The organism is Intrasporangium calvum (assembly GCF_028446585.1).
Lineage (GTDB): Bacteria > Actinomycetota > Actinomycetes > Actinomycetales > Dermatophilaceae > Intrasporangium > Intrasporangium calvum_A.
Map to the genome: position 1 here is coordinate 13,682 of NZ_JAPFQL010000078.1, position 13,498 is coordinate 27,179.

10 protein-coding genes and 1 pseudogene are annotated in these 13,498 nt (G+C 72.1%); 7 read left to right on the forward strand and 4 right to left on the reverse strand.

Going from position 1 to position 13,498, the window contains the following annotated elements:
• The first annotated feature begins 1 nt into the window (after window position 1).
• The 5 genes and pseudogenes from OO014_RS15495 to OO014_RS15515 all read left to right on the forward strand — a co-directional run.
• On the forward strand, window positions 2–688 hold the full coding sequence (locus OO014_RS15495) for a lysoplasmalogenase family protein (RefSeq protein ID WP_272463225.1): 687 nt from the start codon (window positions 2–4) through the stop codon (window positions 686–688).
• A gap of 175 nt (window positions 689–863) precedes the next feature.
• A complete protein-coding gene (gene leuS, locus OO014_RS15500; RefSeq protein ID WP_272463226.1) occupies window positions 864–3,812 on the forward strand; it encodes a leucine--tRNA ligase in 2,949 nt (982 codons plus the stop codon).
• Between the two features lie 39 nt (window positions 3,813–3,851).
• Window positions 3,852–4,883, forward strand: coding sequence for a DegV family protein (locus tag OO014_RS15505; RefSeq protein ID WP_272463227.1), 1,032 nt, complete (start codon window positions 3,852–3,854; stop codon window positions 4,881–4,883).
• A complete protein-coding gene (gene plsY / locus OO014_RS15510; RefSeq protein WP_272463228.1) occupies window positions 4,880–5,482 on the forward strand; it encodes a glycerol-3-phosphate 1-O-acyltransferase PlsY in 603 nt (200 codons plus the stop codon). Before OO014_RS15505 ends, plsY begins: the two co-directional genes overlap by 4 nt.
• Window positions 5,483–5,577: 95 nt before the next feature.
• Window positions 5,578–6,156, forward strand: a pseudogene (locus OO014_RS15515) (dienelactone hydrolase family protein); the annotation flags it as partial.
• 6 nt (window positions 6,157–6,162) lie between these two features.
• Here OO014_RS15515 and purU read toward each other — a convergent pair.
• Complete coding sequence (gene purU / locus OO014_RS15520) at window positions 6,163–7,005, reverse strand: formyltetrahydrofolate deformylase (protein ID WP_272463230.1); 843 nt, start codon at window positions 7,003–7,005, stop codon at window positions 6,163–6,165.
• 154 nt (window positions 7,006–7,159) lie between these two features.
• On the opposite strand from purU, the gene OO014_RS15525 reads away from it, so the two are divergent.
• Both OO014_RS15525 and OO014_RS15530 read left to right on the forward strand, forming a co-directional pair.
• Window positions 7,160–8,242 (forward strand): helix-hairpin-helix domain-containing protein, encoded by a 1,083-nt coding sequence (locus tag OO014_RS15525; protein ID WP_272463231.1) that lies wholly within the window; start codon window positions 7,160–7,162, stop codon window positions 8,240–8,242.
• Window positions 8,239–10,665 carry a ComEC/Rec2 family competence protein gene (locus OO014_RS15530; protein WP_272463232.1) on the forward strand — a complete coding sequence of 809 codons (2,427 nt, stop codon included), beginning with the start codon at window positions 8,239–8,241 and terminating at the stop codon, window positions 10,663–10,665. Before OO014_RS15525 ends, OO014_RS15530 begins: the two co-directional genes overlap by 4 nt.
• Before the next feature lie 56 nt (window positions 10,666–10,721).
• Here the strand turns inward: OO014_RS15530 and OO014_RS15535 are convergent, their stop codons facing one another.
• The 3 genes from OO014_RS15535 to OO014_RS15545 all read right to left on the reverse strand — a co-directional run.
• A complete protein-coding gene (locus OO014_RS15535; protein WP_272463233.1) occupies window positions 10,722–12,248 on the reverse strand; it encodes a gamma-glutamyltransferase in 1,527 nt (508 codons plus the stop codon).
• Between the two features lie 97 nt (window positions 12,249–12,345).
• Window positions 12,346–12,921 carry a peroxidase-related enzyme gene (locus OO014_RS15540; protein WP_272463234.1) on the reverse strand — a complete coding sequence of 192 codons (576 nt, stop codon included), beginning with the start codon at window positions 12,919–12,921 and terminating at the stop codon, window positions 12,346–12,348.
• Window positions 12,922–12,956: 35 nt separating this feature from the next.
• Window positions 12,957–13,498, reverse strand: a 542-nt coding sequence (locus OO014_RS15545) for a LysR substrate-binding domain-containing protein (protein ID WP_272463235.1), incomplete at its 5' end; no start/stop codon positions are given.

Below are 13,498 nucleotides of genomic sequence, written 5' to 3' on the forward strand. Positions count from 1 at the left end.
GGTGGAGACCCATGTCATGGTTCTCGCGGTGGCGGTCGCCTTCACGGCGGCTCTCAACTGGTTCGCCATCGCGCGGGAGGACCATGTCGTCGACCTCATCACGCGGCCGACCTTCACCGTTCTTCTCGCCGGTCTGGCGTGGTCGCTGGCGACGGACGGCACGATCGGTGACTCGCTCGTCAGGCCGGACACGGCGCCGGTCCTGACGCCGGTGCTCGTCGCCCTGGCGCTCCAGCTCGTCGTCGACGCCCTCCTGTTGACCGCGACGGAGCGCCGCTACCTCGTGGCGCTCTGGGTGTCGGTGCTGGCCCACGCCGCCTGGGTCTGGGCCCTCGTCTCGGCGCCGGGACGAGACGGCCTGCGCTGGTGGGTCCCCGTCGCCCTGGTGGCGATCGCGGTCCTCCAGCGGCGCTGGGGACGTGACGTCGTCCGCTTCTCGGGCCGGCAGCGGGGCGTCGTCCTCCTGCAGCTGCTGTCCCTGGTGGTCCTCGTCCTCGTGGCGGCATGGCAGCAGCAGGGCCACGCCGTCCTCGGCGGCGCCGCGCTGCTGTTCGTCGCCCACCTCGCGCTCGGACACGACCGCTTCGTGCTGGAGCGACGGTGGGCGCCGACGCTGGTGCTCGTCCTCTACCACTCCGCCCTGGCCCTGCTCGTCGTCGGGCTGCTGGGGGCCGCGGCCTTCGGATGATCCTGCGCTAACCTTGGGCACATGGCTGGTCAGCTGCTCCTTCCGCAGCCGCGTTGACCAAAGCCGGGCCCCCGGCATCAACGCGGCTCCCCTCCTGTGCGAGGGGTTTTCTTTTGTCCCGGCAGTGTCGAAGAGTGTCGACCCACGTGCTGACCCACCTGACCAGAGAGAAGACATGAGCGAGCAGACGCAGACCAACGAGACGCCGTTCCGCTACACCGCGGCCATGGCCGCCGACATCGAGGTCGCCTGGCAGGACCGGTGGGAGCAGGAGGGCACGTTCAACGCGCCCAACCCCGCCGGCCCCTGGGCCGAGCCCGACGAGGTCGCGCAGCGCGGTGACAAGCTCGTCGTCCTCGACATGTTCCCCTACCCGAGCGGGGCCGGCCTGCATGTCGGGCACCCCCTGGGCTACATCGCGACCGACGTCTACAGCCGGTTCCACCGGATGCTCGGCAAGAACGTCCTGCACGCCCTCGGCTACGACGCGTTCGGCCTGCCTGCCGAGCAGTACGCCGTCCAGACCGGTCAGCACCCTCGGAAGACGACCGAGGAGAACATGACGGTCATGAAGCGGCAGCTGCGCCGCCTCGGCCTCGGCTTCGACAACCGCCGCTCGTTCGCGACGATCGACGAGGAGTACTACCGCTGGACCCAGTGGATCTTCCTCCAGATCTGGGACGCCTGGTACGACGAGAACGCCGTCCGTGAGGACGGTGGCCGCGGCAAGGCTCGGCCGATCAGCGAGCTCGTCGAGGAGTTCGAGTCGGGCCGCCGGGCCGTCCTCACTGAGGACGGCCGGTCGTGGGCCGAGCTGACGGCGACGGAGCAGGCCAAGGCCCTCGACGCGTTCCGGCTCGCCTACCAGTCCGAGGCTCCCGTCAACTGGTGCCCCGGGCTCGGGACCGTCCTGTCCAACGAGGAGGTCACCAACGAGGGCCGATCGGAGCGGGGCAACTTCCCGGTCTTCCGCCGCAACCTGTCCCAGTGGATGATGCGGATCACCGCCTACGCCGACCGGCTCGCGGACGACCTCGACCGCGTCGACTGGCCCGAGAACGTCAAGCTCATGCAGCGCAACTGGATCGGGCGCTCGCAGGGGGCGCGGGTGCGCTTCCCGGTCGTCACGGTGTCCGGCGAGCACTCCGAGATCGAGGTCTTCACCACCCGTCCGGACACGCTGTTCGGCGCGACGTTCATGGTCGTGGCCCCGGAGCACCCGCTCGTCGACCAGCTCGTCCCGGGCGGCGACTGGCCGGACGGCACCCACGACGACTGGAAGGGCAACGCCGCCGCCGCGGGCACCCCGCGGGAGGCCGTGGCCGCCTACCGCCTCGCCGCCTCCCGCAAGGGCGACGTCGAGCGGCAGACCGAGGGGAAGGACAAGACGGGCGTCTTCACCGGCACCTGGGCGACCAACCCGGTCAACGGCGAGCCGATCCCGGTCTTCGTCGCGGACTACGTGCTGATGGGCTACGGCACCGGCGCCATCATGGCGGTGCCGGGCCACGACGTGCGCGACTTCGAGTACGCCACGAAGTTCTCGCTCCCGATCCGGCGCGTCGTCGCGCCCTCGGTCGAGGAGGCCGACGCCCCGCTCGACGAGGCCTTCGTCGCGGACGGCTTCGCGGTCAACTCCGCCAACGACCACGTCGACCTCAACGGCCTCGCTCTCGAGGACGCCAAGGCGCGCATCGTCGAGGCCCTGGAGCTCGACGGCATCGGCGAGGGGGCCATCACCTACCGGATCCGCGACTGGCTGTTCAGCCGCCAGCGCTACTGGGGCGAGCCGTTCCCGATCATGTTCGACGAGGACGGCGTCAGCTATCCGGTGCCGGACGACCAGCTGCCGCTCACCCTGCCGGACGTGCCGGACTACAGTCCCAAGACCTTCGACCCGGACGACGCGACGAGCAGCCCCGAGCCGCCGCTGTCGCGCGTGCCTGAGTGGGTCAACGTCGAGGTCGACCTCGGCGACGGCCGTGGGCCCCGGCGCTTCCGCCGCGAGACCAACACCATGCCCAACTGGGCGGGGTCCTGCTGGTACTACTTCCGCTACCTCGACCCGGCCAACCACGAGAAGTTCGTCGACCCGGCCAACGAGGCGTACTGGCTGGCCAAGCAGCCGACCCCCGTGGCCGGTGCTCCCGAGGGAACTCGCGACCCGGGCGGCGTCGACCTCTACGTCGGCGGCGTCGAGCACGCCGTGCTCCACCTGCTCTACGCACGGTTCTGGCACAAGGCTCTCTTCGACCTCGGGCACGTCTCGAGCGAGGAGCCGTTCCGCAAGTACTTCGCGCAGGGCTACATCCAGGCGTACGCCTACACCGACGAGCGGGGCCAGTACGTCCCCGCCGCGGAGGTCGTCGAGGAGCAGGGCCAGGACGGCCAGCCGACCTTTGCCTGGGACGGGCAGCGCGTCAACCGCGAGTACGGCAAGATCGGCAAGTCGCTGAAGAACTCGGTCAGCCCGGACGAGATGTACGACGCGTTCGGGGCGGACACCTTCCGGCTCTACGAGATGGCGATGGGCCCCCTCGAGGTGTCGAAGCCGTGGGAGACCCGCGCCGTGGTCGGCTCGCAGCGCTTCCTCCAGCGGCTGTGGCGCAACGTCGTCGACGAGGGGACGGGGGAGGTGCGGGTCGGCGACGTCGAGCCGGACCAGGCCCTGACCACGCAGCTGCACCGGACCATCGCCGGTGTCCGGGAGGACTACGAGGGCCTGCGGTTCAACACGGCGATCGCCAAGCTCATCGAGCTCAACAACGCCGTGACGAAGCTCGACGTGCCGCCGCGCGAGGTCGTCGAGGCGCTCGTGCTGATGATCGCGCCGGTGGCTCCGCACATCGCGGAGGAGCTGTGGGCCAAGCTCGGCCACGCCGGTGGCGTCTCCTACGTCCCGTTCCCGGTGAGCGACCCCACCAAGATCGTGGAGGAGGCAGTCACCTGCGTCATCCAGATCAAGGGCAAGGTCCGCGACCGCATCGAGGTGGCTCCTGACATCTCGGAGGACGAGCTGCGTGAGCTCGCGCTCGCGCGCGACAAGGTCAAGGCGGCGACCGAGAACGGCGTCCGCACCGTCATCGTGCGGGCCCCGAAGCTCGTCAACGTCGTGCCCCTCTGAGGCAGGATCGACCATGCCGTATGCCGCTGAGCTCGCCGGGTGCCCACGGTGACCACCGAGGGCGCCCGGCCTGCGGACCGCCTGGGTGACCGGCTGAACGAGCTGGTCGGCCAGCGGCTGCGCCGCTGGTCGCGGAACCGCGCCGCCGAGCTCGCCCGCGCCGAGCCGGAGTCCCCGCGGGTCGACGTGCGGCTCGTCACGGACTCGACGGCCTACCTGCCCGAGAGCCTGGTGACGGCGCACCGGATCGAGGTCGTGCCGCTGCACGTCGTCGTCGCCGGCCGCGAGCACGTCGAGGGGCGGGACATCACGGCCGCACAGGTGGCCGAGGCGCTGCACGAGTACACCATCGTCACGACGTCGCGGCCGAGCCCCGCCGTCTTCGCCGAGGTCTACGCCAGGCTCGCTGCCGAGGGGGCCACGCACATCGTGTCGGTCCACCTGTCGAGCCAGATGTCGGGGACCTACGAGGCAGCGACGCTGGCCGCGGCCGAGGCATCCGTGCCCGTCGTCGCGATCGACAGCGAGACGATCGGCATGGCGATGGGCTTCGCCGTCGTCGCGGGGGCCGAGTGCGCCGGCCGCGGGGGTGACCTCGAGGCCGTCCTCGCTGCGGTCAACTCCAGGCTCGGCCCCTCGTCCGTGACCTTCTACGTCCACACCCTCGAGCACCTGCGTCGTGGGGGCCGCATCGGCGCGGCCTCGGCGCTGCTGGGCTCGGCGCTGGCGATCAAGCCGATCCTGTCGGTCCGTGACGGCCGGATCGTGCCGGTCGAGAAGGTCCGGACCTCGTCCCGGGCCATCGCGCGCCTCGTGGCCCTGGCCGTGGAGCAGGCCGAGGCATCCGGCGTCGCCGTCGACATCGCGGTGCACCACCTCGACTCCGCCGACCGGGCCGAGACAGTGGCGACGCAGCTGCGGGAACGGGTCCGCGGCGCGCGGTCCGTCCTCGTGCTGGAGCTCGGAGCCGTCGTCGGGGCCCACGTCGGGCCCGGAACCGTAGCGGTCGCCGTGTCACCCCGGGCGGGCGACGTGCTCGAGCCGCGGGACGCCGGAGTCGACCCGCTGTGAAGGGGGCCACCCACGCCGTGCTCGCGGGAGCGGTGGTGGTGGCGTTCGTCATCGGCTCGGTCAACCCCGCGACCATCGCTGCCCGACTGCTCGGCAAGGACCTCGCGGCGTCCGGCTCCGGCAACCCCGGCGCGACGAACGCCGGCCGCGTGCTCGGCCGCAAGTGGGGCGTGCTCGTGGGGATCCTCGACGTCCTCAAGGGACTCGTGCCCACCTTCTTCGCCGGGCAGTGGTTCGGCGCCCATGCGGCGTACGCGGTGGGGCTGGCTGCGATCCTCGGTCACATCTGGTCGCCGTTCCTCCGGGGTCGCGGCGGCAAGGGGGTGGCCACGACCCTGGGGGCCGTCCTCGGGGTGCATCCGTGGGTCGCCGGCATCGTGCTGGCGGTCTTCGTCGTTGCCGTGGTGCTCACCCGGTGGGTTGCGGCCGGTTCGATCTTCGCTGCCCTCGCCCTGCTCGTGACGGCCGCCGTGGTCCTGGCCGGCAGAGCGCCGGGCGACGTCTGGACCGGGCTGTGGCTGATCGGGGTGGCGCTCGTCGTGCTGTGGCGGCACCAGAAGAACGTCGTCGGCTGGTGGCGTCAGCGTCACCTCCACTGACGCAGCACCGTTGGCGCGCTCGTGGCCACTGAGACCGGCCCGGTGTCAGCGGTGCTCCCTAGGCTGCTCGTACCTCCTCAACGAAAGCGAGTGCTCCCGTGACCGAGCTCCTCCTCCTCCACCACGCCCAAGGCCTGACGTCCGGGGTCGTGCGGTTCGCCGACCGGCTCCGCGCGGCGGGGCACACCGTCCACACGCCGGACTGCTTCGACGGCCGGACCTTCGACAGCCTCGACGACGGGATCGCCTACGCCCGCGAGGTGGGCTTCGGCGCCGTCCAGCAGCGTGGCATCGCAGCGGCGGAGGGGCTTGCCGGCGACGTCGTCTACGCCGGCTTCTCGATGGGGGTCATGGCCGCCCAGCAGCTCGCCCAGACCCGTCCGGGGGCGCGTGGCGCTCTCTTCTTCGAGTCCTGCCTGCCGCCGGCAGAGTTCGGGTCGGCTTGGCCGGCCACGGTTCCCGTGCAGGTTCACGGGATGGCCGAGGACCCGATCTTCGCGGGCGAGGGTGATCTCGACGCGGCTCGGGAGCTCGTCGAGCAGGCCGAGGACGGAGCGCTGTTCCTCTATCCCGGGAGTGTCCACCTCTTCGCCGATGACACCCTGCCGACCTACGACCGGGCGGCCGCCGAGGCACTCACCGAGCGGGTCCTGGCCTTCCTCGCCCGCGTCTGAGCGGTCTCAGAAGACGATCGTCCGTCGGCCCGAGAGGAAGACCCGGCTCTCGGCGTGGTCGCGGACCGCTCGCGAGAGGACCCGGCGCTCCACGTCGCGGCCGATCGCGACGAGCCGCTCCGGCGTCTCCGCGTGGGTGACCCGCACGACGTCCTGCTCGATGATCGGGCCCTCGTCGAGGTCACCGGTGACGTAGTGCGCGGAGGCGCCGATGAGCTTGACCCCGCGGTCGTGCGCCTGGTGGTAGGGCTTGGCGCCCTTGAAGCCGGGCAGGAAGGAGTGGTGGATGTTGATGGCGCGGCCGGCGAGCTGCTCGCAGAGGTCGTTGGACAGGATCTGCATGTAGCGGGCGAGCACGACGAGGCCGACGTCCTCCGCGTCGACCATGCGCAGCAGTTCCGCCTCGGCCTCCGCCTTCGTCTCCTTTGAAACGGGCAGGTGGGTGAAGGGCAGCCCGTAGTACTCGACCAGCCCGCGCGTGTCCTCGTGGTTGGAGACCACGCCGACGATGTCGATCGGCAGGTCACCGGACTTCCAGCGGTAGAGCAGGTCGAGCAGGCAGTGGTCGAACTTGCTGACGAGGATGAGGGTCCGGCAGCGCTCGTCGGCGGGGCGGACGGCCAGGTGCTGGTGCTCCACGGCGGCGCTCGCGTCGATGGCGTCGAGCACCGTCTGGACGTCTGCCTCCGCTGCGTCGAAGACCGTCCGCATGAAGAACAGGTTGGTGTCCTCGTCGGAGTACTGCTGGTTCTCCACGATGTTGGCGTTGACGTCGAGCAGCGCCGCGGAGACGGCGGCAACGATGCCGGGACGGTCGTCGCAGGTGAGGGTCATGATGTGCCGGGCCATCCGTGGATTGTGGCCCAGTGCGCCGGTGCCGTCCCAATCGGGGGGCGAGGATCTCGGGGAGTGGCCGTCCACATCCCCTTTCGCGAGAGCGGGCCGTCCACAGGGCGGTCCCGGCGCACGCTCCTGGCGAGGCTGGCCCGCCTACTTTCCCCGTATGCCGCTGAGCCGAGTCCCGACGAGCCCTGACCTCGAGCGCGTGGTCCAGGTCCTGGGCGGTCGGGTGGCGGAGCGGGGAGTGCCCGCGACGCCAGGCGGTGGCTGGGTGCCGCGCCGGCCGGCCGGGACCGCTCCCGCCCCTGGCGCGGAGCAGCAGAGCCCCCGCGCGCCGAAGGGTGCGCACCCGCAGCCGGATCCGGATTCCCTCGGGGCTCTCGGCGAGCTGGTCGATCTCGGGGCTGACGACAGCGGCGCGAGAGGGCGGTCCGCGGAGCACCTCGAGGCGGCGCTGCGCCGGGCCAGGAGACCGGGCCTGCTGACGGTGCCGGCATCCATCAGGTCGGGTCGAGTCGCGGTGCCGAGCAGCGCGATCGTCGCCGTGCTGGCACTGGTCGTCGCGTTGGGTTGCGCCTTCGCCGTGCGGGTCCTCTGGGCGGAGCGTGCTGCGGAGGCCCGGCTGGCCGCGGACCACGCCGTCCGCGTCGACCCCGGCGAGGGCCAGGTGGGGTCGGGCGATCCCGCTGTCGCGTCGCAGTCGACTCCGGCCGCGGGCCAGCCCTCCGGCGCAGCCTCGTTGCCACCGGGTACTGCCGGCGGGATCGGGTCGACCGACGCCCGAGCGGAGGTCGTCGTCCACGTCGTCGGGCAGGTCAAGCGACCCGGCCTGGTCCGGCTGCGGGGCGGCGCCCGGGTCGCGGATGCCCTGGAGGCAGCGGGTGGGGCGAGCCGCGGTGCGGACCTCGCCGCGCTCAACCTGGCTCGGCTCGTCGTCGACGGGGAGCAGGTCTTCGTCCCCCGACCGGGGGAGCCGGTGCCGGTTGCGGGGCAGGGATCAGTGCTCGGGGCCCCGGCCGCCGGGGGCGGTGCTGCCGGTGGCGGGGCGGGCGCCGGTCCGGTCAACCTCAACACGGCGGACCTCGCCGCGCTCGACACGCTGCCGGGCGTCGGCCCCGTCCTCGCGCAGCGGATCGTCGACTGGCGCACCGAGCACGGCCGGTTCAGCTCGGTCGAGGAGCTGGGCGAGGTCAGCGGGATCGGCGACAAGATGCTCAGCCAGCTGCGGCCGAAGGTGACGGTGTGAGGCGCTCAGCAGAACGGGCTCGTCGGCCGGAGCGCCTCGACGAGGTCGTTCGCGTGCCCCGCCGGCTCGACGCCCGGCTGCTCGTGCCGGTGCTCGTCGCGTGGCCGGTCGTGGCCTTCGTCGGTCTCGTGGTGCCGCTCGCGTGGGTCTGGTCGGGGGCCGGGCTGTCCCTGCTGGGCGCGGTCGTCCTGGTGCGCCGCGTCCGGTCAACGGGCCTGCGCCTGACGGCGCTGACGCTGTCCGTGCTCGCACTCGTGCTGCTGGCCGCCGCCGGCCAGCGTGCGGTGCGCGACGTCGGCCCCCTCGGTGAGCTGGCCGAGGCGCGGGCCGTGGTGACGGTGCGCGGCACGGTGGGCAAGGAGCCGCTCGTCGTGGGTGGTCCAGCGGTGGCGTCATCGGGGCAGGAGGAGGCTCGGCGCGGCCCGACGGTGCTGGTGCGCATCGACGTTCGGGAGGTCGTCGGTCGCGGCCAGGCGACGAGCATCGAGGCCCCGCTGCTCGTCATGGCCGACCAGGCCTGGTCCGGGGCCCGGTGGCAGGACGATGTCGAGGCCGTGGTGCGGCTGTCGCCGGCCGACCCGGGTGACGACGTCGTCGCCCTGGCGCGCCCCAAGGGGCCACCCGCCCTGACCGGTCAGCCCGGACCCGTCTTCCTGGCGGCGGAGTCCGTGCGGGCCGACTTCCGCGCCGCCACCGAGGGCCTGGGCGCCGACGCCCGCGGCCTCGTTCCGGCCCTCGTCATCGGCGACACGAGCCGCACGCCGCCGGATCTCACCCAGGCGATGCTCGACACCGGCATGAGCCACCTGAGCGCCGTCTCGGGGAGCAACGTCACCCTGGTGCTCGGCGTCGGCCTTGGCCTCTGTCGCCTGCTCGGAGTGCCACGCCGGGGCCGGCCCTGGGTGGCGCTCGCAGTGCTGGTGGGCTTCGTGATCCTGGCGCGACCGGAGCCCAGCGTGATCCGGGCCGCCGTCATGGGGGCGGTCGGGCTGCTGGCCCTGTCGACCTCGCGGCGGCAGGCCGGTGTGCCGGCCCTCTCGGCGGCGGTCATCGCCCTGCTCGTCTGGGACCCGTGGCTCGCGCGGTCCTACGGCTTCGCCCTGTCGGCCGTGGCCACGTTGGGACTGCTCCTCTTCGCCCAGCCGTGGGGGAGGGTCATCGCCCGGGGACTGCCGATCCGGCTGCGCTGGTTCGGGCCCGTTCTCGCCGTGCCCCTGGCGGCTCAGGCCGTCTGCGGCCCGATCGTCGTGCCGCTCCAGGGCACCGTGTCCCTCGTTGCCGTGCCTGCCAACCTCCTCGCGGCTCCGCTCGTCGCACCGACGACCATCGCCGGTGTCGGGGTGGCCGCCCTCTCCGTCATCTGGGTGCCGGGCGCTGCGTGGCTGGCGTGGTTCGCCGGCGTCCCCGCTGAGGGCATCGCCCGGGTGGCGCGAACCTGTGCCGAGCTGCCGCTGGGGAGCATCGAGTGGGGCGACTCCGCGCTCGCTGCCGTGGGCCTTGCGGTCGTGACCGCAGCAGGCATCCTCTTCGCCCCGTGGGCCGGGCGCTCCGCGCGGCTCCGGCCGCTGATCGCTGGTTCCGTCGTCCTCGTCGTTGTCGCGGCCACCCTGCCGACCAGCGTCGCTGCGTGGCCCCCGCCGGGGTGGGTGTTCGTCGCCTGCGACGTGGGGCAGGGAGACGGTCTCGTCGTCAACAGTGGAACCTCACCCGACGATGATCGCGCCATCATCGTCGACACCGGGGAGGACCCGCAGCTCATCGACGACTGCCTCGACCGGCTGGGCGTTCGAGTCGTCGAGCTGGTCGTCCTCAGCCACTTCCACGCCGACCACGTGGCTGGCCTGGCCGGGGTCCTCGAGGGGTGGGAGGTGACGGAGCTCCGCGTCTCGCCCGTCGCGGAGCCCGAGATGATGGCGCGCGACGTGCTCCGGATGGCCTCGGCAGCCCACATCCCGGTCGGCGCGCTGCGCGCCGGAGACACGGTGCGCGTAGGGGCCGTGCGAGCCGAGGTCTGGTGGCCCGGACACCCGATCAGCGACGGCTCGGTCGCCAACAACGGCTCCGTCGTCCTCACTGTCGACGTCCGCGGGGTGGGACTGCTCCTCTCCGGGGACATGGAGCGCGAGGCTGCGGCCCAGGTCGTCCGCGCCGCACGCCTGCACCCTGAGCGATGGGGCGAGATCGACGTGCTCAAGGTCGCGCATCATGGGTCGAGCAACCGCGATGACGCGCTGCTCGACCTGGTGACGGGACGAGTCGCCGTGATCAGTGTCGGGGAGGACAACGACTACGGTCATCCCGCACCGGCCCTGCTCGATGCCTTGGGGCGCAAGGGGTTCGACGTGTTCCGCACCGACCTGCAGGGGGACGTCGCTGTCGTCGTCGACGGCCAGGGTCGGCTGGGTGTGCGGACTCGAGACTAGAGGGTGGCCCGACCTCGGTTCAGGACGCGCCGGCGGCCACCGGAAATGCGGCCGTCTCAGGAGGCGACGCCGACGGCGCCCTCGCGGCGGGAGTCGGCCGCGGCGAAGAGCTCCTGACCGTCCAGCTGCGCCGCGCCGACGCCACCGAAGTACATGTGTCGGGAGGGGTACTCGTAGCGGGCCAGCCCCCGAGCCTCGGTCGCGGCCGCGATGGCGGGGTGCCGCTCGTGCTCCACGGCCGGCTCGCCGTCCTCGCGGAACCGCACGTGCAGACGCGGAGCCTCGATGGCCTCCTCGATGTCCACGCCGCGCAGGAGGGCCGGGCCGAGCACCTGGAGCAGGGCCGTCGTGATCCGGTCGGCCCCGGGCGAGCCGATGGCGAGGCAGCCACCGGCATCGTGCCGCGCGGTGGTCGGCGCCATGTTCGAGGCGAGCCGGGTCCCCGGCATGAGGGCGTGGAGTCCGCGGCGGTTGAGCTCCGGCTCACCGAGGGCGTTGTTGAGCAGAATGCCCGTGCCGGGGATGGCAACTCCCGCACCGTAGCCCGACGACATGGTGATCGAGCAGGCCGTGCCATCGGAGTCGGCGGCCGAGACGTGCGCCGTCGACGCGGAGGTCGGCAGGCCCGCCAGCCCGTGGCGTTCGACCGCCTCGAGCAGGGCATGGCCGTCGGCGAGCAGGTCGGGGGAACGGTCGTGCACGGACAGGCGGTAGGACAGGACCTGCCGCTGGATGTCGATGATGTCGGTCCATGACCAGGCCGGCCCACGCGCGGCCAGCTCGTGGAGCATGACGGCGAGCATCGGGCCGCCCACCGAGGGCGGCGGGTTGAGGGCGACGGTCCAGTCACCGAGCCGACGCATCGTGGGCTGCCGCTCCACCGCCTCGTAGGCGAGCAGGTCGTCGCGGGTGAGGAGCCCGCCGTGCCGCTCCATCTCCTCGACGAGGACCCGCCCCACGGCCCCGGAGGTGAACAACGACGGCCCCTGGGCGGCGAGCAGCTCGAGGATGTCGGCGAGGTCGCTGTTCTTGACCACCTCACCGGCGCGCAGGGCGTGCCCGTCCGGGCCGGTCACCATGGCGTGAGCTTCCGGGTCGGCACCGAAGAGGGTCTCGCGGACGATGCCCAGATAGAAGGCGGAGCTGGCGCCGACGGCGAAGCCTTCGCGGCAGATGCGCTCCGACGGCTCGACCGCGACCGACCAGGGGACCTGCCCGTGCATCTCGACCGCTCGCGAGAGCGCCTGCACCGCACCGGAGTTCGCGACCGATCCGTGACCTGCACCGATCGTGATCCCGCCGCCGTACTGCGTCGCCACGAGGCGGATGCCCTGACCGAAGCGGCTGGCGTCCGCGCCCCGACCGGGCATCTCGACGTTCCCGTCGATGACGACGGGGGAACCGTCTGCCGGCCAGATGTTGACGTAGGCGCCGCCCATGAGGCTGACGATGCCCGGCTCGGTGCACATCGCCGCGATCGACGCCGCAACCGCAGCGTCCACGGCATTGCCGCCGTCGGCGACGACCGCGAGGCCGGCTTCGAGTGCTGCGGAGCTCGGCGCTGCGACCGCGACCTTCGTCATTGGCTCATTGTGCCGAAGCAGAGCCCGCGACGATGACGTTCCACGCGCCCAACGCGCCGGAGCTGCGGAACCTAGCCCAGCGGCATACGGCGCATCGTCAGGAGCGGCCCTGCGAGTGGTACTCCGCGTTGGGCACGAACCCGAGTGCGGAGGACACGCGGTTGGTCAGGTTGAACATCCCGACGACCTGGACGAGCTCCATGATCTGGTGGTCGTCGAGACCGACGGCACGCAGCGGCTCGAGGTCAGCCTCGACGACCTCCGCGGGCCGTAGCGTCAGCTTCTCGGCGTAGGCCGCCATCGCCGCCTCCCGCTTCGGCAGGTCCGCTTGGCGCCAGTTGATCGCCACGAGGTCTGACGTGCGCTCGTCCTCCGTGTAGGTGCGCAGCGCGGCCCCGTGGGAGACGACGCAGTAGGTGCAGCGGTTGACGTTGGAGACGACGACGGCGAGCAGCTCGCGGTCGGCGTTGCTCAAGTGCCCCTCCTTGTTGACGAGGAGGTTGAAGTAGTTCCACCAGGCGAGGAACTGGTCGCCGTTGACTGCCTGGGCCCGGAAGACGTTGGGCACGAAGCCGAAGGCCTCCTCGGCCTTGGCCCACAGCTGTGTGACGCCCTCCGGGACGTCGTCGGGACCGGGCACGGGCAGGAACGAGATGCGTGCGTCATCGGACATGACGGCACTGTATGCCGCTGGGTCGGCTGGCGCGCTCAGGCTGGGGAGAGCGCGGGCTCGGGCACGTCCACCTCGGCGCCGGCCGCCTCGCCGAGAGCGCGCAGGGCCGCGGCGACGGCGGGGACCCGCTGGAGGTCAGAGGTCGTGACCGCGAGGATCTGGCGCCGGGAGACGGGGGAGAGGGACAGGGTGGCCACCTCCTCGTGCTTCGCGGCGTTGAGGATGAGGTCGGGCACCAGCGCCACCCCGAGGCCCGCGGTGACGAGACCGATCTGGGCGACGTAGTCCTCGATCTCGAAGGCGACGTTGGGCCGGAAGCCCTCGTGGTCGGCCAGGGAGACGAGATGACCCCGACAGCGCGGGCAGCCGGCGATCCACTCCTCGTCGGCGAAGTCGGACAGCGAGACGCTCGCCCGGTCCGCGAGCGGATTCGACTTGGGCACGACGACGCGGACCTCGTCATCGAGCAGGTGGTGCGTCTCGAGGAGGGAGAGGTCCTCCTCGAGGACGCCGAGGTCGGCGCCCTCGTAGGCGAAGGCGACGGCCACGTCGCAGTCACCGTTGCGCAGGGCAGCGA